The sequence below is a fragment of the Acidiferrimicrobium sp. IK genome, from assembly GCF_025499425.1.
In the GTDB taxonomy this organism is placed as follows: domain Bacteria; phylum Actinomycetota; class Acidimicrobiia; order Acidimicrobiales; family Palsa-688; genus Acidiferrimicrobium.
In genome coordinates this window covers 215,146-234,332 of sequence record NZ_JAIMCB010000005.1, presented here as the reverse complement: position 1 = coordinate 234,332, position 19,187 = coordinate 215,146, and the positions used below count along the sequence as shown (strand labels likewise).

The following is a 19,187-nucleotide window of genomic DNA, read 5'->3' as shown; positions in this document are numbered from 1 at the left end:
GCCGAAAGTGGGGCGCCGGGGCGGCCGCCGCCCCTCCGCCGCTGCGGTCGACCTTTCGACGCGGGTCGGCGCGCTGCGCCTGGCCAACCCGATCATGACCGCGTCGGGCACCGCCGGCCACGGCGCGGAGCTGGCCGGGTACATGGACCTGGCCGGGCTCGGCGCGGTGGTGGTCAAGTCGGTGTCCGCCGGCCCGTGGGCCGGGAACCCGCCTCCCCGCCTGGCGCCCCTCGAGTCGGGGATGCTCAACTCCGTCGGCCTGCAAAACCCCGGCGTCGCGGCGTGGCTCGAGGAGCAGCTGCCGCCCCTGGCCGCGACAGGAGCGTCGGTGGTGGCCAGCATCTGGGGTTTCAGCGTCGAGGACTACCGCGCCGTGGCCGGGGCGATCGGCGCCGCCCGGGCGGCCTCGGTGGTGGCGGTGGAGGCCAACATCTCCTGCCCCAACGTCGAGGACCGGCGCCGGATGTTCGCCCACGACCCGGCGGCCGCGGCGGAGGTCACCGCGGCGGCGGTCGAAGGGCTGGCCGGCAGCGGGCTGCCCCTCTGGGTCAAGCTCAGCCCCAACGTCACCGACCTGACAGCCATCGCCGGGCCGGTCCTCGACGCCGGCGCGGCGGCCCTGACCCTCATCAACACGGTGATGGGCATGGCCATCGACCCGGCCACCGGCCGTCCCCGGCTCGGCAACGGCGGCGGCGGCCTGTCGGGGCCGGCCATCCACCCGGTGGCCGTGCGAGCCGTGTTCGAGTGCCGCGCCGCGTTCCCCGCCGCGGCGATCATCGGCGTCGGCGGCGTCAGCCGGGGGGTCGACGCCGCCGAGCTGCTCGCCGCCGGCGCCGACGCGGTGGAGGTCGGCACCGCGTCGTTCGCCGAGCCGGCCGCCGCGGCGCGGGTGCTCGCCGAGCTGACCGAGTGGTGCCGCCGTCACGGGGTGGGCAAGGTGTCGGACCTGATAGGAAGAGCCCATGGCCGCTGATGCCGTAGCCCCCTCCGTCAGGGACCGCCTGGCGCTCGCCCTCGACGTCGACGACGTGGTCGCCGCCCAGCGCCTCGCCCTGCAGCTGCGCCCCTGGTTCGGCACCGTCAAGATCGGGCTCGAGCTGTTCAGCGCGGCCGGCCCGGCGGTCGTCCAGACGATGATCGACGACGGCTACCGGGTGTTCCTCGACCTCAAGCTGGCGGACATCCCGACGACGGTCGAGAAGGCGTCGAGGGTTCTCGGCGCGCTCGGCGTGAGCTACCTGACCATGCACGCCTTCGCCGGCACGCCGATGCTGCGAGCCGGGGTGGAGGGCCTGTCGGAGGGCGCGGCGCGAGCCGGCCTGGAGACACCCAGGGCCCTGGCGGTGACCATCCTCACCAGCGACGCCGACGCGCCGCCCCACATCCTCGGCAAGCGGGTGGCGGTGGCTTCGGAGGCCCGCTGCGCCGGCGTCGTGTGCGCGGCGGGCGACGTGCGGGAGGCGAAGAGCCTGGCCCCCAACCTGCTCGCGGTGGTGCCCGGCATCCGCCCGGTGGGGGTGCCCTCCGACGATCAGAGCCGGGCCGCCACCCCCGAGCAGGCGTTCGCGGCCGGCGCCGACCTGCTCGTCGTCGGCCGGGCAGTGACCGCCGCCCCCGACCGGGAGGCCGCGGCCGTCGCGCTGACCGCGGAGATGGCCGCCGCGGGGGCCTGACCCTCCCCAACCTTGCGCCGCCGGGACGAAACGCCCCCCGCCCCTCGCGCTATGGTGCCCCAATGCCGCTGCCTCCCGCACTGTCACCCGACCAACGGCAGGCCGCCCTGGAGAAGGCCGCCGCGGCCCGTCGGTTGCGCGCAGAGCTGAAAGAGAAGCTGAAGATGGGGTCCTTGACCCTGAAGGAGCTTCTCGACCAGGCCGCGAATGACGAGACGGTCGGCAAGATGAAGGTGCTCGCCGTTCTCGAGTCGCTTCCCGGCCTCGGCAAGGTCAAGGCCCGGCGTCTGATGGAGGAGGTCGGGATCAGCGAGACCCGCCGCCTCCAGGGCCTCGGCGACCAGCAGCGCAAGAAGCTGTTCGAGAAGCTGGCCTGAGGCTCCTCTCCTGATCCTCATCGTGTCGGGGCCGGGCGGCGTCGGCAAAGGCACCGTCGTCGACCGCCTGCTCGACCTCGACGACCGCTTGTGGCTGTCGCGCTCGTGGACCACCCGGGCCCGCCGCCCCGGCGAGCCGGCGGACGCGTACGTCTTCGTCGACCGCGACACCTTCATGCGCCGCGTCGAGGACCACGGTTTCTTGGAGTGGACCGAGTTCCCCGGCAACGGCCGCCTGTACGGAACCCCGCTGCCTGACCCGCCGGCGGGGCGTGATGTCCTGCTCGAGATCGAGCTGGACGGGGCCGGGCAGGTCAAGCAACGCTTCCCCGACGCGGTGCTGGTGCTGATCGTGGCCCCGTCGCCCGAGGAGCAAGAAGCCCGGATGCGCAGCCGCGGCGACGACGAGAAGAGCATCCGCCGGCGGGTCGCGGTCGGGGCCGAGGAGGAGCGGCGGGGCCGGGCCATCGCCGACCATGTGGTGGTCAACGACCAGGTGGACCGGGCCGCGGCCGAGGTCGCAGGTATACTTTCAAAGCACCGCGCCCAACCGCCCGCTTCCCCGAGCACCTGACACGACGGAGTGACCCCCCACATGGCCGAACGCCGCCCCACGATGATGGACCCGCCCGTCGAGAGCCTGCTCGAGCGGGTCGACTCCAAGTTCACCCTCGTGACCCTGGCCGCCATGCGTGGACGTCAGATCAACTCCTACTTCAACCAGCTCGGCGAGGGCCTCGGCACCATCGTGCCGCCGCAGGTCACGTCGGTGTCCCGCAAGCCGCTGTCGATCGCCCTCGAGGAGGTGGCGGCGGCGAAGATCACCTACCACCGCCCGACCGACGAGGAGCGCGCCGGCGAGGCCGCCGAAGGCGAGGAGCAGTAGGCCGCTCGGGGCGTCCCCCCGACCGACCGCAGCGCCCCCGGCATGGCCACCACTGACCGCCGCGAGGCGCTGCGCGGCGCCCGGGTGGTGCTCGGCGTCTCCGGCGGGATCGCCGCCTACAAGGCGGTCGAGGTGTGCCGCCGCCTGATGGACGCGGGAGCTCACGTCTCCCCGGTCCTGACGCAGGGCGCGACCCGCTTCGTCGGTGCGCTGACGTTCTCCGCGCTGGCGTCCGAGCCGGCCCGGACCTCGCTCTACGACGGCCCCGAGCCGATCCCCCACACCCGTCTGGGCCAGCGCGCCGACCTGATCATCGTGGTCCCGGCGACAGCCCGGGTCCTCGCGGCGTACGCCGCGGGGTTGTCCTCCGACCTGCTCACCGCCACCCTGATCGCCACCCGGGCCCCGGTGGTGGTCTGCCCGGCCATGCACACCGAGATGTGGGAGCACCCCTCGGTGGTCGACAACCTCGCCACCCTCCGCCGCCGCGGCGTGCACGTGGTCGAGCCGGAGGCCGGCCGCCTGGCCGGCGGAGACGCCGGCACCGGCCGCCTGGCCGCGCCCGACACCATCGTCGACGCGGCCGGCGCAGTCTTGGCGTCGCGCCTGTCGCTGGCGGGAGTGCGGGCGGTGGTCACCGCCGGCGGCACCCGCGAGCCGATCGACCCGGTCCGCTTCATCGGCAACCGGTCCTCGGGCAAGCAAGGGCACGCGGTGGCCGACGAGCTGGCCGCCCGCGGCGCGCACGTCGTGCTGGTCACCACCACCGACCGCCCGGCGCCGCCCGGCGCCGAGGTGCTGCGGGTGGAGACCGCCGCGGAGATGCAAGCCGCGGTCGGCGCCCAGCGGGCCGGCGCCCACGTGGTGGTCATGGCCGCCGCGGTGGCCGATTTCCGCCCGAAGGCCCAGGCCGCCACCAAGATCAAAAAGGGCGACGGCGTCCCCGACGTCATCCTCGAGGCGACCCCCGACATCCTCGCCGGCCTCGGCGCGGCGCCCGTCGCCGGGCAGCTGCTGGTCGGCTTCGCGGCCGAGACCGCCGGCGGGCGCGACGCCCTCCTGGCCGCGGCCCGCCGGAAGCTGGCGTCCAAGCACGTCGACTTGGTGGTCGCCAACGACGTCGGGCAGCCCGGCGTCGGTTTTTCCCACGACACCAACGAGGTGCTCATCGTCGGTGCCGACGGGTCGGTCACCGACGTGGCCCTCACCACCAAGACGGCCGTCGCCGCCGCGGTGGTCGACGCCATCGCCGCCCACCTTTCTCCACCTCCTCCACACACCAGCAAGGAGCTGACGTGAGCAGATTCACCTTCACCTCGGAGTCGGTCACCGAGGGCCATCCCGACAAGATGGCCGACCAGATCTCCGACGCCGTGCTCGACGCCATCCTCACCGAGGATCCCACGGCGCGGGTGGCCTGCGAGACGCTGCTCACCACCGGACTGGTGGTCGTCGCCGGTGAGATCACCACCACCGCCTACGTCGAGATCCCCAAACTGGTCCGCGACGTAATCACCGACATCGGCTACACCAGCTCCGCGATGGGCTTCGACGGCACCACCTGCGGGGTCACGGTGTCCATCGGCACCCAGTCGCCCGACATCGCCCAGGGCGTCGACACCGCGTTCGAGGTCCGTTCCGGTACCAGCGGCGAGGACATCCTCAACGCGCAGGGCGCCGGCGACCAGGGGATGATGTTCGGCTACGCCTGCGACGAGACCGACGACTTGATGCCGATGCCGATCTGGCTGGCCCACCGCCTGTCGCAGCGCCTGTCGCAGGTCCGCAAGGCCGGGGTCCTGCCGTACCTGCGCCCCGACGGCAAGACCCAGGTCAGCTTCGAGTACGAGGACGGCCGGCCGGTCAAGTTGAAGACGGTGCTGATCTCCTCCCAGCACGCCCCGACGGTGGACCTCGAGACGCTCCTCAAGCCGGACCTGCGCGACCACGTCATCACCCCGATCGTCCCGGCCCGCTTCGCCGACGACGGCTACCAGATCCTGGCCAACCCGACCGGGAAGTTCGAGCTCGGCGGACCGCACGCCGACGCCGGCCTCACCGGCCGCAAGATCATCGTCGACACCTACGGCGGCTCCGCCCGCCACGGCGGCGGGGCGTTCTCCGGCAAGGACCCCTCGAAGGTGGACCGGTCCGCGGCGTACGCCGCTCGATGGGTGGCCAAGCACATCGTGGCCGCCGGCGCCGCCCGCCGCTGCGAGATCCAAGTGGCGTACGCCATCGGCGTGGCGCAGCCGGTGTCGATCATGGTCGACACGTTCGGCACCGAGACCGTCGACCCGGCCAAGATCACCGCGGCGGTACGCGAGGTGTTCGACCTGCGACCCGCGGCGATCATCAAGGAGCTGGACCTGCGCCGGCCGATCTACCGCAAGACCGCCGCCTACGGCCACTTCGGGCGCTCCGACAAGGAGTTCACCTGGGAGCAGACCAGCAAGCTCGACGACGTCCGCAGCGCGCTCGGCCTCTAACCCCGACCGGTCCGAGGCGCCGCGGTCCGCGAGCCGCCCGCCTCGAGGCCTGCCGGTTGTGACCAGCGGGGTTCCGTCCCGGCCCGGGGCGACGGTGGTGCGCGTCGCCCCCGACGTGGCGGCCATCGACAAGGAGTTCGACTACCTGGTCGCCGACCGCGACGCGACCCGGGTCGCGGTCGGGACCATGGTGCGCGTCGACCTGCACGGCCGGCGGGTCGGGGGGTGGGTGGTGGCCACCGGCGTCACCCCGCCCGACGGCGTGACGATGCAGCCGGTCCGCAAGGTTCGAGGCGTCGGCCCCGCCGCCGACCTGCTCGAGCTGGCCGGCTGGGCCGCGTGGCGGTGGGCCGGCCGGCGGGCTTGGGCGATGGCCACCGCGTCGCCTGACCTGGCCGTGACCGCCCTGCCGGCGCCGCGGCTGCGGGCCCCGGCGCCGCCGCCGGGGGCGTCGCTGCCGGTCGACGTGTCCGTGCTTGAACCCGGCGCGCTGACCGTGGCCCGGCTCGGGCCGGCCACCGACTTGACCCCGGTCGTCGCCGCGGTCGCCCAGCGCGGCCCGACGCTGGTGGTCGTGCCGTCCCACCTGAGGGCGTCGGTGCTCGCCGGTCGGCTGCGGCGCGCCGGCGCCGACGTCGCCCTCCTCCCCGGCCAGTGGGCTCAAGCCCGGGCCGGCGCCGGCGTGGTGATCGGCGCCCGGGCCGCGGCGTGGGCGCCCTGCGCCGGCCTAGCCGCGGTGGTCGTGATCGACGGTCACGACGAGGCCTTGGTGCAGGAGCAGGCGCCGACCTGGTCGGCCACCGCGGTAGCCGCGGAGCGGGCCCGGCGCGCCGGGGTCCCGTGCCTGGTCACCAGTCCCTGCCCGCCGCTGGAGCTGCTGGCCGCGGCCGGCGCGCCTTCGGCGCGGCTGCTCAGCGGCGACCCGGCGGCGGAGCGCCACGGGTGGGCCCCCGTCGAGGTCATCGACCAGCGCGACAGCGACCCCCGCCTCGGCCTGTGGTCGCAGCGGGTGGTGGCCGTCGCCCGCGGCGGCGGCCGGACGCTGGTCGTGCTCAACCGGACCGGCCGGGCCCGTCTGCTGGCGTGCAACGCGTGCGGGGACCTGGCCCGCTGCGAACGCTGCGGCGGCGCCCTCGACGAACCCGGCGACGGGGCGCTGCGCTGCCCCCGCTGCGGGCTCGAGCGGCCCACCGTGTGCGCGTCGTGCGGGTCGGCGTCGCTGCGCCGGCTGCGGATCGGGGTGGCCCGGGCCCGCGAGCAGCTCGAGGCGCTGGTCGGGGCGCCGGTAGGGGAGGTCACCGCAGCATCGACGGCGGTGCCCGACACGCCCGTCGTGATCGGCACCGAGGCGGTGCTGCACCGGGTGGAGCGGGCCGACACCGTCGCGTTCGTGGACCTCGACCACCACCTGCTCGCCCCCCGCTACCGGGCCGGCGAGCAGACCCTGGCCCTCCTCGCTCGGGCGTCGCGCCTGGTCGGCGGCCGCCGACGGGGGAGCGGCAGGATCGTCGTGCAGACCCGGCTCCCGGACCACCCGGTGGTCAAGGCCGCGGTCGCCGGGGACCCGTCGATCCTGGCCGCGCACGACGCTCCGCTGCGCGCCGCGCTGCGTCTACCACCGGTCAGCGCCCTGGCGGTGGTGAGCGGCCCGGGCGCCGCCGGCTACGCGGCCGGGCTCCAAGCCCTGCGGGGCGCGCCAGTAGAGGTCCTCGGCCCCGACCGCGACAGGTGGGTCGTTCGGGGACCCGACCACCGGGTGCTCTGCGACGCGCTGGCCTCGGTGACCCGAGGGCCTGGCCGGCTGCGCGTCGAGGTCGACCCGAGCGGGGTGTAGCTACCGGCCGGCGCCACGAAAGGCGCCACAGCCGAGGAAACGCCGCGTCAGCGGCGGGCGAACCGGTCCGGCGGGGAGCGTACAGGCCGCTCCGCGCCGGCGGATCGTGGTGGACGCCGGCTAGCCGGCGGCGCGAACGTCGGCGGCCTGGAGTCCCTTGGGACCCTGGGTCGTCTCGAACGCGACCTTCTGGCCTTCCTCCAGGTTGCGGAAGCCGCCCCCGGAGATGGCGCTGAAGTGAACAAAGACGTCCGGGCCCCCGTCATCTTGAGTGATGAATCCGAAGCCCTTGTCGCCGTTGAACCATTTAACGGTTCCTGTTGCCATGTGTATCTCCTCCTCTCGCGGCCGGTTTCGGGATTACCCCATGGCCGAGTGACTCAGTCAAGCTGAATCATTGAGGGATTGCAGGCAAAAGTTCAAAGATACGGCGCTGCTGTTTCAGTGATGCGGTTGCGCTAGTCGCGCCCTCGGATGCCACGTTATCGCATTTTCCGCTCAGGTCCACTCCCGGCGCCGCAACTCGTAGAGAGCGATGGCCGTGGCGGTGGCCACGTTGAGCGATCCGACCCGCCCGAGCTGGGGCAAGAACGCCACCGCGTCGCACGCGGCGAGGGTCGCCTGCGACAGCCCGTGGTCCTCGTGGCCGACCGCCAGGCAGACGTCGGGCCCGGCGGTCACCATGTGGAGGGGCACCGCGTCGTCGGCCAGCTCGAGGCCGACCACGCTGAAGCCGTCCTCCCTGGCCGCGTCGGCGGCGTCGGGGCTGCGCTCGAAAGCGCTCCACGACAGATACCGCTCGGTGCCCATCGAAGTCTTGCCGACCTTGCCGTTGCCGGGGGAGAGCGCACCGCCGCCGAGGTAGACGTGCTCGACTTTGTACGCGGCGGCGGTCCGGGCGATCGACCCTACGTTCCACGGCGAAGACACCCCGTCTAGCAGCAGGGCCAGGCGCCCGCTGCTGCGCCGGTTCCACTCCCGGTGCAGCCGTTTGAGGTCGGTCGGGTTGAGCTGCCTCATCCGGCGCTCCCGGGGCCGTCGCCGCCGGCGGGGCCGGGAGCCGGGGGTGTCGCAGCCGGCGCGGCGGTCACCCGCAGCAGCCGGTACCCCTGCTTGGAGCCCCTCCGTTCGACGGCCCGGCCGCCCGAGGTCAGCCACGCCGCCAGCGAGTCTGCGCCGAGGTGGCGGTGGACGACCATCCACGCCTCGCCTCCCGGGGCGACCCGGGGCAGCCACCTCTGCAGCATCTCGTGCAGCGCCAGCTTGCCGACCTTGATCGGCGGGTTGGACACCATCGCCGAGAACCGCAGGCCGCCGGGCACGTCGTCGGGGGCCACGGCCCGCACGTTGCCCAGCCCGAGCGACGCCGCGTTGGCGGCGGTCAGGGCCAAGGCCCGCTGGTTGACGTCCACCGCCCACACCGTCGCATCGGGGGAGCGGCGGGCCAGGGTGCAGGCGATCGGGCCGTAGCCGCAGCCGAGGTCGAGGATGTCACCGCCGGGCAGGGGAGGCAGGACCCGCAGGAGGTGCATGGTCCCCGGGTCGACGCGCCCCGCGGAGAACACGCCGCGATCGACGCCGAGCTCGACGTCGACGTCGGGGAGGTGCAAGTGCACTGTCGCCGGCCGGGACGGCGCCGACGGCTCGGCCTGGAAGTAGTGGCCGGCGGCGCCGGGGGGACCCGATGACATTGCCGCCCGAGGCTACCGCCGGGCGGCGCGCTCCAGTCGGGAATGGCCGCCCGCCACCGGTAGGGTGGCGGCGCCCATCACCGGCCCGGCTGCGTCCCAGTCGGACCGCCCGACGCTCGGAGGGTCCCCTGCGACTGGTCTTCCTCGGTACGCCCGACCCTGCCGTCGTGGCTCTGCGCGCCCTGGTGGCCGCCGGCCACGACGTGGCGCTGGTCGTCAGCCGGGCCGACACCCGGCGGGGCCGGCGGGGGGAACCGGAGCCGAGCCCGGTGAAGGCCGCGGCGCGGGAGCTGGGGTTGGAGGTCAGCGACCGGGCCGCGGACGTGGTCGCCACCGGCGCGCAGCTGGGGGTGGTCGTGGCCTACGGCCGGATCATCCGCCCCGAGGTCCTCGCCGAGGTGCCGATGGTCAACGTCCACTTCTCACTGCTGCCTCGCTGGCGGGGAGCGGCGCCCGTCGAGCGGGCGATCATGGCCGGTGACACCGAGACCGGGGTGTGCCTGATGGCCCTGGAGGAAGGGCTCGACACCGGCCCGGTGTACCGGCGGCTGGTAGTGCCGATCGGTCCCGACGACACCGCCGCGGGTCTGCGGGCGACGCTGGCGCAGGTCGGCGCCGACCTGCTCGTCGACGCGCTCCACGAGGGCCTCGGGGACCCCGAGCCGCAGGCCGGCGAGGTGACCTACGCGGCGAAGCTGGACCGCTCGGAGCTGGAGCTGGCGTGGACCCGCCCGGCCGGCGACCTGCACCGCCTCGTGCGGGTCGGGCGGGCGTGGACGACGTGGCGGGGCCGGCGGCTGCTCGTCCTCGAGGCGACACCCGTCGACGTCCCCCAAGGCGCCTCCGCCGGCCCGGGCAGCATCGCCGGGGACGTCGCGCTCACCGGCGACGGCGGCTTGCGGCTGGTGACCGTCCAACCCGAAGGCCGCCGCCCGGTCTCCGGGGCGGAGTGGGCCCGCGGGGCCCGCCCGGCCCCCGGCGAGCTCCTCGGCGCCGGCGGGGAGGCCGGTTGACCCCTTCCCGGCCCGCGCCGCCCCGCCACCCCGCCGACCGGCACCGTCCCGGCTCGGACCGTCCCCCCCGCCCGGGGCGCCCTTCGGCGCGCCGCTTGGCCATCGAGGCGATGCTCGAGATCGACACCGGCGGCCGGGCCAACCTGGTCGTTCCCCGCCTCCTCGCCGACAGCGGCCTCGAAGAACGCGACCGGGGGATGGTCACCGAACTGGTGTACGGGGCGACCCGGATGCGCCGGGCGCTGGACTGGCTGGTCGACCGCCACGTCCGGGGACGGACCGACCCGGAGGTGCGCGCCGCGCTGCGCCTGGGCGCCTACCAGCTGGCGTACCTCGGCACGCCGCCGCACGCCGCGGTCGCCGCGACGGTGGAGGAGGTCCGCAGCCCGGGGAGGGGAGTGGTCAACGCGGTGCTGCGCAAGGTCGCCGGTGACGTGGCCGCCGGGCCGTTGCGCTGGCCGGACCCGGCCACCGAACTGTCCTACCCGGACTGGATCGTCGCCCGCCTGGCCCGCGACCTCGGCCCCGGACCGGCCCGCGACGCGCTCGAGGTAATGAACACCGCTCCATCCGCGACCCGCCGCGCCGACGGCTACACCCAGGACCTGGCCAGCCAGTGGGTCGCGGCGGCCGTCGGGGCGCTCCCCGGCGAGACCGTCGTCGACTTGTGCGCGGCGCCCGGCGGGAAGGCCACCGCGCTGGCCTACGGTCCCGCCGGCCCCCAGCCGGCGGCGCCGGAGCCCGCCGGGCGCCCGGCGCTGGTGGTCGCCGCCGACGCCGAGCCCGACCGGGCCCGGGTGGTCGCCGGCAACGTCACCGGCCTGGGCCTGGCGAACGTCGCCACCGTCGTGGCCGACGGCACCCTCCCGCCGCTGCGACCCGGGTGCGCGGACCGGGTCCTCGTCGACGCGCCCTGCTCGGGGCTGGGCGTCTTGCGCCGGCGGCCCGACGCCCGCTGGCGGGTGCGGCCCGACGACCTGGAGCGCCTCACCGCCTTGCAGCGCCGGCTCCTCGAGGCCGCCGTCGCGCTCCTCGCTCCCGGAGGGACCCTCGTCTACAGCGTCTGCACCCTGACCGTCCTCGAGACCGCCTCGGTCGACCGGTGGCTGGGTGGCACCCACCCGGAGCTGGTGGCGCTGCCACCTCCGGCTGCGCCGTGGGCGCCGGCCGGGCGGGGGGCGCTGCTGCTGCCGCAGGCGGCGGGCACCGACGGGATGTACCTGCTGCGCCTCCGCCGGCCGTGACCCCCGGCGCGGCCCGCCCGACCGCCGGCGCGGCCCGCGCGACCGGCGACGGTGGTCGCTACCCCCGCCGCCGCCGTATCGTCGTCAGGTGATGACCCGCATCGCCCCCTCGATCCTCTCGGCCGACTTCGCCGCGCTCGGCGAGGACATCACCAAGGTGGCTGGCGACGCCGACTGGCTCCACGTGGACGTGATGGACGGCCACTTCGTACCCAACTTGACCATCGGGCCGCCGGTGGTCAAAGCGATCCGCCGCCACAGCGACATGTACCTCGACTGCCACCTGATGATGACCAACCCCGGTCAGTACCTGGAGGCGTTCAGGGCCGCGGGCGCCGACAGCTGCAGCGTGCACGTCGAGATCGGCCACACCTCCGAGCTGATCGACCAGATGCGGGCCCTCGGCCTCGGGGTAGGGCTGGCGGTCAACCCCGAGACCCCGATCGACGACTGCCTCCCGTGGCTCGAGCGCATCGACTTGTTGCTGGTCATGACCGTGCATCCCGGCTTCGGGGGCCAGTCGTTCATGTCCGAAGTGGTCCCCAAGATCGCCCGGGCCCGCCACGCCATCGACGCCGACGGCCACAGCGTGGTGCTGGAGGTCGACGGCGGGATCGACTCCGCGACCGCCGCCGCGGTGGCCGGCGCCGGCGCGGAGATGTTCGTCGCCGGCAGCGCCATCTTCGGCCACGACGACCCCGCCGCCGCGGTCCGAGAGCTGCGCGCCGCGGGCGACGCCGCCAGGCAGCCGGCGTGAGCGCAACCGCAGCCGGCGGGGACGCGACGGGGCCCGAGGCGCAGCCCGGAACGCCGCCGGCCCGGGAAGCGAAGGTGATCACCGTCTCCGACGGGGTCATCGCCGGCACCCGCGAGGACCGTTCGGGCGCCGCGCTGGAAGAGGCGCTGAGCGCCGCGGGGTTCGCGGTGGTCGAGCGCAGCGTCACCGCGGACGGGGTGGCGGCGGTGGCCGGCGAGTTGGCCCGGGCCTGCGCCGGCTTCGCCGGTCTGGTCGTCACCACCGGCGGCACCGGGTTCGCCCCTCGGGACCACACCCCCGAAGGGACCGCGGAGGTCATCGACCGCCCGGCTCCCGGCCTGGCCGAGGCCATGCGCCTGGTCTCGCCGCTCGGTCGGCTGTCGCGGGGCACCGCCGGCATCAAAGGCCACACCATCATCCTCAACACGCCGGGCTCCCCCAAAGGCGCCGTGGAGTGCCTAGGAGCGGTCATCGACGTGATCCCCCACGCCCTCGACCTGCTGCTCGGCGCCCCGACCCACCACCCGTGACCGGGCCCCGGGACGGGCCCGGTGACGACGAGGTGTGGATGGCCGAGGCCCTGGCCGCGGCCGCCGCGGTGCGCACCACCACCGCCCCCAACCCGTGGGTCGGCGCGGTCGTCGTCCCCGCCGGCGACGAGCCGGTCGTGGTCGGGGCCACCTCCCCGCCGGGCGGACCCCACGCCGAAGCCGTCGCCCTCGAACTGGCCGGCGGATCCGCCCGGGGCGCCACGGTGTACGTCACCCTCGAGCCCTGCGCCCACCACGGACGGACCCCGCCCTGCGCCGACGCCCTCATCGCCGCGGGAGTGGCCCGGGTGGTCGTGGCGCTGGAGGACCCCGACCGCCGCGTCGCCGGCGCCGGCCTGGCCCGCCTCCGGGCCGCGGGCATCGCGGTCACCGTCGGCGTCGCCGCCGCCGACGCGACCGAGCAGCTGGCCCCGTACCTGCACCACCGCCGGACCGGGCGGCCGTTGGTGGTCCTCAAGCTGGCCGCCACCCTCGACGGGCGCATCGCCGCCCCCGACCGGAGCAGCCAGTGGATCACCGGCACCGCCGCCCGCCTCGACGCCCACCGGCTGCGGGCCGAGAGCGGCGCCGTCGCGGTCGGGACGGGCACCGTGCGAGCCGACGACCCGGCGCTGACGGTGCGGGGGGTCGAGGGCCCCGACCCGCTGCGGGTGGTGATCGGATCCATCCCCGCCGGCGCCCGGGTGGCCCCCGCGATCGAGCACCGCGGGCCGCTCGGCGACCTCCTCGACGACCTAGGCGGCCGGGGGGTGCTGCAGCTGCTGGTCGAGGGCGGCGCCGGCGTCGCCCACCAGTTCCACCAGGCCGGGCTGGTGGACCGCTACGTGCTGTACCTGGCCCCCGCGCTGCTCGGCGGCGACGACGGCGTCCCGATGTTCGCGGGCCCCGGAGCGCCCACCATGGGCGACGTGTGGCGGGGCCGCATCGCCGGCGTCGAGCGCCTCGGCGACGACGTGCGCATCGACCTGCGCCCCGCCGCCCCGCCCGCCCGGCCGGCGCCGCTGGAGGAACGCAGCTAATCCGCCCTACCGTGACAGTCGTGTTCACCGGGATCGTCGAAGAGATCGGCCGGCTGCGAGCCGTCGAAGCGCGGCCCGGCGCGACCCGGATGGTGTTCGCCGCCGACGTGGTCCTCCAGGGCAGCGCGCCCGGCGACTCCATCGCGGTCAACGGTTGCTGCCTGACAGTGGTGGACAAAGGGGAGGGCTGGTGGGCGGCCGACGCGGTCGGCGAAACCCTCGGGCGGACCAACCTGCGCACCCTCGCGCCCGGCGACCCGGTCAACCTGGAACGACCGGTGCGCTTGGCGGACCGCCTCGGCGGCCACCTGGTGCAGGGCCACGTGGACGGGGTCGGCACGGTGGTCAACCCCGCCCCCGACCTGCGGGTCCGGGTGGCGGAGGATCTGCTGCGCTACCTGGTCCCCAAAGGGTCGGTCACCGTCGACGGCTGCAGCCTCACCGTGGTCGACGTCATCGACGACGGGTTCAGCGTGGCGATCATCCCCCACACCGCAGAGGTCACCGTCCTCGGGCAGCGCCGGCCCGGCGACGGGGTCAACCTCGAGGTCGACGTCATCGCCAAGTACGCCGAGCGGCTCCTCGCCGCCGGCGCGTCGTCCCCTTACGTCCCGGCCCCCGGGTCGGTGACCCCCGAGGCCCTCCCGGAGGAACTGCCATGACGACCAGCACCGTCGAAGAGGCCATCGCCGCGGTCGGCCGGGGCGAGATCGTGGTCGTCGTCGACGACGAGGACAGGGAGAACGAAGGCGACCTGATCGTCGCCAGCGAGCACGTCACCCCCGAGCACATGGCGTTCTTCGTGCGCCACACGTCAGGGTTGATCTGCGCCGCGGTGACCGAGGGGCGCGCCGACGAGCTGGACCTGCCGCTGATGGTGGCCCGCAACACCGAATCGCAGCGCACCGCGTTCACCGTCACCGTAGACGCCCGCCGCGGCGTCACCACCGGCATCTCCGCCGCCGACCGGGCCGCCACCGTCAAAGCCCTCGTCGACCCCGAAACCCGCCCCGGCGACCTGGCCCGCCCCGGCCACGTCCACGTGCTGCGAGCCCGGGAGGGCGGCGTGCTCAAACGGGCCGGGCACACCGAGGCCGCGGTGGACCTGGCCCGCATGGCCGGCCTGGCGCCCTCCGGGGTCCTCTGCGAGGTCGTCACCGCCGACGGCCTCGGGATGGCCCGCCGCCCGGAGCTGGAGGCCTTCGCCGCCGAGCACGGCCTGGTGCTGGTCACCATCGCCGACATGGTCCGCTACCGGCGCCGCAGCGAGCACCTCGTGCGGCGCACCGGGTCGGCGCGCATCCCCACCGAGTGGGGCGAGTTCACCTGCCTGTCCTACGCCAGCCTCCTCGACGGCGAAACCCACCTGGCGCTGGTCATGGGCGAACCCGACGGTCAGGCCAACGTCTTGGTCCGGGTGCACAGCGAGTGCCTGACCGGCGACGTGTTCGGTTCTCGTCGCTGCGACTGCGGCACCCAGCTCCACGCCGCCATGGCCCGGATCGCCGCGGAGGGGACCGGGGTCATCGTCTACCTGCGGGGCCACGAGGGGCGCGGCATCGGCATCACCAACAAGCTCCACGCCTACAACCTCCAAGACGCCGGCTTCGACACCGTCGACGCCAACTTGGAGCTCGGGCTGCCCGTCGACAACCGCGAGTACGGTATCGGGGCTCAGATCCTCGTCGACTTGGGCATCACGACCATGCGCATCCTGACCAACAACCCAGCCAAGCGGGGCGGCCTCGAGGGCTTCGGCCTGGAGATCGTCGAGCAGGTCCCGATCACCTCGGAGCCCAACGCCGACAACATCCGCTACCTCACGACCAAGGCGGAGCGGATGGGCCACAAACTCGAGGGGCTGAGCCCGACGCCGCTGCCCGCTGAGCCCCCGACCGGCGTCCCGCCGACCGGGAGCGAGCAGTGACCCCGCCGGTGGTGGGCACCACCTACCAGGGCCGGATCGTCGCGCCCGCCGGGACCCAGTCGTTCGCGGTGGTGTGCAGCCGGTGGAACGACTTCATCACCGAGCGTCTCCTCGCCGGCGCCCTCGACACCTTCACCCGCCACGGGGTGGGGGAGGGCTCCGTCGACGTGGTGTGGGTGCCGGGAGCCTTCGAGATCCCCCTCGTCGCCAAGTCCCTCGCCGCGTCCGGCCGGTACCAGGCGATCGTCACCCTCGGCGCGGTGATCCGCGGCGCCACCGGCCACTACGACCTCGTCGCCGGCCACGCCGCCTCCGGCGTGGCCCAAGCCGGTCTCGACACCGGCGTGCCGGTCGTGTTCGGGGTGCTCACCACCGAGACCATCGAGCAGGCGATCGAGCGGGCCGGCACCAAAGCCGGCAACAAGGGAGCCGAAGCGGCGGCGACGGCGCTGGAGATGGCCGACCTGCTCCGCCAGATCGTGCCCCGGTCGGTCTAGGCCGTGCTGCGCCTGGTCCTGCCCAAAGGATCGCTCGAGAAGGCCACCCTGGAGCTGTTCGAGGCCGCCGACTTGGCGGTGACCCGCTCCTCGGAGGTCGACTACCGGGCGACGATCAACGACCCCCGGATCGCCGACGTGCGGATCCTGCGCCCGCAGGAGATCCCCCGCTACGTCGCCGAGGGGATGTTCGACCTCGGGATCACCGGCCGGGACTGGATCGAAGAGACCGGCAGCGACGTCCACTCCCTCGGCCAGCTGCGCTACTCCAAAGCGACGTCGCGGCCGATCAAAGTGGTGCTGGCCGTCGCCGCCGACTCGCCGGTGCGCACCGTCACCGACCTCGACGACGGGGTGCGGGTCAGCACCGAGTACGTGGGGCTCGCGACGCGCTACTTCGAGCGGCACGGCATCAAAGCCGACGTCCGGCTGTCCTACGGGGCCACCGAAGCCAAGATCCCCGAGATCGCCGACGCGGTGGTCGAGATCACCGAGACCGGCCGGGCCCTTCGGGCCGCGGGGCTGCGCATCGTCGACACCATCCTCGAGTCCTACACCGAGCTGGTCGCCCACCCCTTGGCGTGGGCCGACGACGACAAGCGCCACGCCATGCAGCAGCTCCACAGCTTGCTCGAGGGCACCCTGGTGGCCCGCACCCGGGTCCTGGTGAAGCTCAACGTCAGCGAACCCGACCTCGACGCGGTGATCGCCATCGTCCCGGCCATGAAGTCCCCGACGATCTCGAAGCTGTTCGGCACCGACGGCTACGCGGTGGAGGCGGTGGTCCCCAAAGCGACGATCAACACGCTGATCCCGGCCCTGAAGGACCACGGAGCGACCGACATCATCGAACTGCCGATCGCCAAGATCGTCCCGTGACCACGCAGCGGGGCACCGTCGGCGAGTTCGACGAGCACGTCGGGCTGGGCGCCGTCGCCGGCGACGACGGGGGCAGCTACCGGTTCCACTGCACCCAGATCGCCGACGGCTCGCGGACCATCCCGGTCGGGGTTCGCGTCGAGTACTCGCTGGCGGCCGCCCACGGCGGCCGGTGGGAGGCGGTCGAGGTCCGACCGCTCACCTGAGCGGACCGGCCGGCGCCGGCCGGTCGGGCTAGGGCTGCTGGCCGGCTTCCGCCTGGCTGCGGCGCAGCGCCGCGGTGATCTCCACGAACGCGTTCCGCAGCTGGGTCAAACCGTCGGCCAGCTGGGGCTCGGCCTCCCCGAGGCGCCCCTCCAGTCCCTCGACCAGCGCGGCCAGGGCGTCGATGGCCAGCCGGGCCTGCGCCAGCTGCGGCGGCTGCAGCGACAGGTGCACCGCGGCCAGCTCGAACAGCCCGTAGGCGTGGTTGGCGATCACCGCCTCGGCCGGGGCCTCGGCCAGCTGCTGGCGCAGCTCCTCGAGGTGGGCCAGCATCTCCGCCTCCTCGGGGGTGGCGCCGGGGCCGCCGGGCCCGCCCGCCGGGGGTGCCTGACCGCCGCCGGGAGGCGCAGCCGGCGGCGGCGTAGCCCCGCTCGGGGAGGCCGGCTCGGGTCCCCGCCGGATCGGTCGCTCCCCATCGGGCGTCCAAAGCGTGCTCATTGCGCTACCCTATCCAGTACAACTTCATCGAGAAGCGGGGCCTCACCGCCCCCACCCGTCCACTGCACCCCGCTTCTGGGGTAGGTGCGCCGGGTTGATCGACCGCCAGGGGCGGGCGTTGCTCTCTCGACGCCTGTCCCTTTTCGCGTGTGCCCACACGCGCCAACCCAAGGAGTGAACTCGCATAGCTGAGCAACACGAGCACCGGATGAACGACCGGATCAGGGCCAGGGAGGTCCGCCTCATCGACTCCGACGGGGGTCAGCTGGGTGTGAAACCCCTGCCCGAGGCCCTGTCGATCGCCCGCCAGCTCGATCTGGACCTGGTGGAGGTCGCTCCTGATGCCAACCCGCCCGTGTGCCGGATCATGGACTACAACCGCTTCAAGTACGAAGCGGCGCAGCGGGCGAAAGAGTCCCGCCGCAAGACCACCAGCACGAGCATCAAGGAGATGAAGTACCGCCCGAAGATCGGGACCGGTGACTTCGACACCAAGACCCGCCAGGTGGCCCGCTTCCTAGGAGAGGGCCACAAGGTCAAGATCACCATCATGTTCCGGGGTCGCGAGATGAGCCACCCCGAGCTCGGTAAGAAAATCCTCGATCACGTGGCCGAGACGGTCGGCGACGTGGCCAAGGTCGAGGCGGCCCCCAAGCTCGACGGCCGCAACATGATCATGGTGTTGGCGCCCGACCGGAGGCAGCCCCCCAAGCCTGCGAAGGCCGGCGGCGAACCCCCCGAGGGCGGCCAGTCTCCCGACGGCGGCCAGCCGCCGGCCGGCGGACCGGCGCCCGACGCCCCCGCCTCGGCCGGGGCGAACCCCGCGCCCAGCGCACCCGCCCAGCCCGCTGGCTCCGACGGGTCCGCAGGACAGAGCAGTACCGCAGCGCCGGCACCCCCGGTCGCCGCGGCGAGCAGCAACCAGCCCTCACCGGCCCCCGGTGGGGGACCGTCGGCCTGAACCCGCCGGCGAAGTCCAGACAGGAGCAACGACGATGCCCAAGATGAAGACTGACCGCGGCGCCGCCAAGCGGTTCAAGGTGACCGGCACCGGCCGCCTCCGCCGGCGCCAGGCGTTCCGCAGCCACATCCTCGAGAAGAAGTCGAGCACCAGGACCCGCCGCCTCGGGCGCGAGGTCGAGGTGGCCCCCGGCGACGCCAAGGCCGTCAAGCGCCTGCTCGGGCTGTAGGCCCCACCCCACCGACCCCATCCCCACGAACAGAAGAAGGAGCCTGCAATGGCACGGGTCAAGCGCTCGGTCCACAGTCGCAAGCACCGCCGTGCAGTCCTGGAGCAAGCCCAGGGCTATTACGGCAACAAGAGCCGCAGCTACCGGGCGGCCAACGAGCAGGTCATGCACTCGCTGCAGTACGCGTTCCGCGACCGCCGGGCCCGCAAGGGCGACTTCCGGCAGCTGTGGATCCAGCGGATCAACGCCGCGGCCCGCCTGCACGACATGAGCTACAGCCGTCTCATCGCCGGCCTCCGCATCGCCGAGGTTGAGGTCGACCGCAAGGTCCTGGCCGACCTGGCCGTGCGCGAGCCCGCCGCGTTCGCCGCGCTCGTCGAGGTGGCCCGCCAGGCGGTCCCCGCCGACGCGGGCAGCGCCGGAACGAAGTCGGCGTAGGACCCGGAGCCCGGACA

25 protein-coding genes are annotated in these 19,187 nt (G+C 74.1%); 21 read left to right on the top strand and 4 right to left on the bottom strand.

Translation table 11 applies throughout. The annotated features are described in order from the left end of the window. Positions 1-7 precede the first annotated feature (7 nt). The 8 genes from K6U06_RS10540 (at position 8) to K6U06_RS10505 (ending at position 7,262) form a co-directional block, all read left to right on the top strand. Positions 8-976 carry a dihydroorotate dehydrogenase gene (locus K6U06_RS10540; RefSeq protein WP_262321885.1) on the top strand — a complete coding sequence of 323 codons (969 nt, stop codon included), beginning with the start codon at positions 8-10 and terminating at the stop codon, positions 974-976. After that, positions 966-1,676 carry an orotidine-5'-phosphate decarboxylase gene (gene pyrF, locus K6U06_RS10535; protein WP_262321884.1) on the top strand — a complete coding sequence of 237 codons (711 nt, stop codon included), beginning with the start codon at positions 966-968 and terminating at the stop codon, positions 1,674-1,676. Before K6U06_RS10540 ends, pyrF begins: the two co-directional genes overlap by 11 nt. A 62-nt stretch (positions 1,677-1,738) precedes the next feature. Further along, on the top strand, positions 1,739-2,053 hold the full coding sequence (gene mihF, locus K6U06_RS10530; protein ID WP_262321883.1) for an integration host factor, actinobacterial type: 315 nt from the start codon (positions 1,739-1,741) through the stop codon (positions 2,051-2,053). Between the two features lie 22 nt (positions 2,054-2,075). After that, positions 2,076-2,627 carry a guanylate kinase gene (locus tag K6U06_RS10525; RefSeq protein ID WP_262321882.1) on the top strand — a complete coding sequence of 184 codons (552 nt, stop codon included), beginning with the start codon at positions 2,076-2,078 and terminating at the stop codon, positions 2,625-2,627. Between the two features lie 9 nt (positions 2,628-2,636). Next, entirely contained in the window at positions 2,637-2,939 is a 303-nt protein-coding gene (rpoZ, locus tag K6U06_RS10520) for a DNA-directed RNA polymerase subunit omega (RefSeq protein WP_262321881.1), read from the top strand. 42 nt (positions 2,940-2,981) lie between these two features. Further along, positions 2,982-4,238 (top strand): bifunctional phosphopantothenoylcysteine decarboxylase/phosphopantothenate--cysteine ligase CoaBC, encoded by a 1,257-nt coding sequence (gene coaBC / locus K6U06_RS10515; RefSeq protein ID WP_262321880.1) that lies wholly within the window; start codon positions 2,982-2,984, stop codon positions 4,236-4,238. Beyond that, positions 4,235-5,428: a methionine adenosyltransferase gene (gene metK, locus K6U06_RS10510; protein ID WP_262321879.1), complete on the top strand. Its 1,194-nt coding sequence runs from the start codon at positions 4,235-4,237 to the stop codon at positions 5,426-5,428. The genes coaBC and metK overlap by 4 nt, the downstream gene beginning before the upstream one ends. Positions 5,429-5,486: 58 nt before the next feature. Further along, on the top strand, positions 5,487-7,262 hold the full coding sequence (locus K6U06_RS10505) for a hypothetical protein (RefSeq protein WP_262321878.1): 1,776 nt from the start codon (positions 5,487-5,489) through the stop codon (positions 7,260-7,262). 120 nt (positions 7,263-7,382) lie between these two features. Here K6U06_RS10505 and K6U06_RS10500 read toward each other — a convergent pair whose 3' ends face one another. The 3 genes from K6U06_RS10500 to K6U06_RS10490 form a co-directional block, all read right to left on the bottom strand. Further along, positions 7,383-7,589 (bottom strand): cold-shock protein, encoded by a 207-nt coding sequence (locus K6U06_RS10500; protein WP_262321877.1) that lies wholly within the window; start codon positions 7,587-7,589, stop codon positions 7,383-7,385. Positions 7,590-7,760: 171 nt separating this feature from the next. Then, positions 7,761-8,282, bottom strand: a complete 522-nt coding sequence (locus tag K6U06_RS10495; RefSeq protein ID WP_262321876.1) for a TrmH family RNA methyltransferase — start codon at positions 8,280-8,282, stop codon at positions 7,761-7,763. Further along, positions 8,279-8,953, bottom strand: a complete 675-nt coding sequence (locus tag K6U06_RS10490) for a class I SAM-dependent methyltransferase (protein ID WP_262321875.1) — start codon at positions 8,951-8,953, stop codon at positions 8,279-8,281. Before K6U06_RS10490 ends, K6U06_RS10495 begins: the two co-directional genes overlap by 4 nt. Positions 8,954-9,042: 89 nt before the next feature. Here K6U06_RS10490 and K6U06_RS10485 point away from each other — a divergent pair, with 89 nt between their 5' ends. From K6U06_RS10485 to K6U06_RS10440, 10 genes are all read left to right on the top strand, one after another. Continuing rightward, positions 9,043-9,966, top strand: a complete 924-nt coding sequence (locus K6U06_RS10485; RefSeq protein WP_410051027.1) for a methionyl-tRNA formyltransferase — start codon at positions 9,043-9,045, stop codon at positions 9,964-9,966. A gap of 95 nt (positions 9,967-10,061) precedes the next feature. After that, entirely contained in the window at positions 10,062-11,210 is a 1,149-nt protein-coding gene (locus K6U06_RS10480) for a transcription antitermination factor NusB (protein ID WP_262321873.1), read from the top strand. A 91-nt stretch (positions 11,211-11,301) separates the two neighbouring features. Then, entirely contained in the window at positions 11,302-11,967 is a 666-nt protein-coding gene (gene rpe / locus K6U06_RS10475) for a ribulose-phosphate 3-epimerase (protein ID WP_262322012.1), read from the top strand. Beyond that, entirely contained in the window at positions 11,964-12,497 is a 534-nt protein-coding gene (locus K6U06_RS10470) for a molybdenum cofactor biosynthesis protein B (RefSeq protein WP_262321872.1), read from the top strand. The genes rpe and K6U06_RS10470 overlap by 4 nt, the downstream gene beginning before the upstream one ends. Further along, positions 12,494-13,537, top strand: a complete 1,044-nt coding sequence (gene ribD / locus K6U06_RS10465) for a bifunctional diaminohydroxyphosphoribosylaminopyrimidine deaminase/5-amino-6-(5-phosphoribosylamino)uracil reductase RibD (protein ID WP_262321871.1) — start codon at positions 12,494-12,496, stop codon at positions 13,535-13,537. Before K6U06_RS10470 ends, ribD begins: the two co-directional genes overlap by 4 nt. A gap of 20 nt (positions 13,538-13,557) precedes the next feature. Then, positions 13,558-14,199 carry a riboflavin synthase gene (locus tag K6U06_RS10460; protein WP_262321870.1) on the top strand — a complete coding sequence of 214 codons (642 nt, stop codon included), beginning with the start codon at positions 13,558-13,560 and terminating at the stop codon, positions 14,197-14,199. Next, positions 14,196-15,464 (top strand): bifunctional 3,4-dihydroxy-2-butanone-4-phosphate synthase/GTP cyclohydrolase II, encoded by a 1,269-nt coding sequence (locus K6U06_RS10455; RefSeq protein WP_262321869.1) that lies wholly within the window; start codon positions 14,196-14,198, stop codon positions 15,462-15,464. Before K6U06_RS10460 ends, K6U06_RS10455 begins: the two co-directional genes overlap by 4 nt. Before the next feature lie 11 nt (positions 15,465-15,475). Further along, a complete protein-coding gene (gene ribE / locus K6U06_RS10450; protein WP_410051026.1) occupies positions 15,476-15,961 on the top strand; it encodes a 6,7-dimethyl-8-ribityllumazine synthase in 486 nt (161 codons plus the stop codon). A 3-nt stretch (positions 15,962-15,964) separates the two neighbouring features. Further along, a complete protein-coding gene (gene hisG, locus K6U06_RS10445) occupies positions 15,965-16,840 on the top strand; it encodes an ATP phosphoribosyltransferase (RefSeq protein WP_262321868.1) in 876 nt (291 codons plus the stop codon). After that, positions 16,837-17,046: a cold shock domain-containing protein gene (locus tag K6U06_RS10440; protein ID WP_262321867.1), complete on the top strand. Its 210-nt coding sequence runs from the start codon at positions 16,837-16,839 to the stop codon at positions 17,044-17,046. The genes hisG and K6U06_RS10440 overlap by 4 nt, the downstream gene beginning before the upstream one ends. Before the next feature lie 28 nt (positions 17,047-17,074). Here K6U06_RS10440 and K6U06_RS10435 read toward each other — a convergent pair whose 3' ends face one another. After that, the gene (locus K6U06_RS10435) at positions 17,075-17,542 is read right to left on the bottom strand and encodes a DUF1844 domain-containing protein (RefSeq protein WP_262321866.1); all 468 of its coding nucleotides are present in this window, start codon (positions 17,540-17,542) and stop codon (positions 17,075-17,077) included. Positions 17,543-17,726: 184 nt separating this feature from the next. Here K6U06_RS10435 and infC point away from each other — a divergent pair, with 184 nt between their 5' ends. From infC to rplT, 3 genes are read left to right on the top strand one after another with little or no spacing between them, the layout of a single operon-like run. Beyond that, complete coding sequence (gene infC, locus K6U06_RS10430; protein ID WP_262322010.1) at positions 17,727-18,503, top strand: translation initiation factor IF-3; 777 nt, start codon at positions 17,727-17,729, stop codon at positions 18,501-18,503. A 34-nt stretch (positions 18,504-18,537) separates the two neighbouring features. After that, positions 18,538-18,732, top strand: coding sequence for a 50S ribosomal protein L35 (rpmI, locus tag K6U06_RS10425; protein ID WP_262321865.1), 195 nt, complete (start codon positions 18,538-18,540; stop codon positions 18,730-18,732). Between the two features lie 48 nt (positions 18,733-18,780). Then, positions 18,781-19,170, top strand: coding sequence for a 50S ribosomal protein L20 (gene rplT / locus K6U06_RS10420; RefSeq protein ID WP_262321864.1), 390 nt, complete (start codon positions 18,781-18,783; stop codon positions 19,168-19,170). Positions 19,171-19,187: the final 17 nt, after the last annotated feature.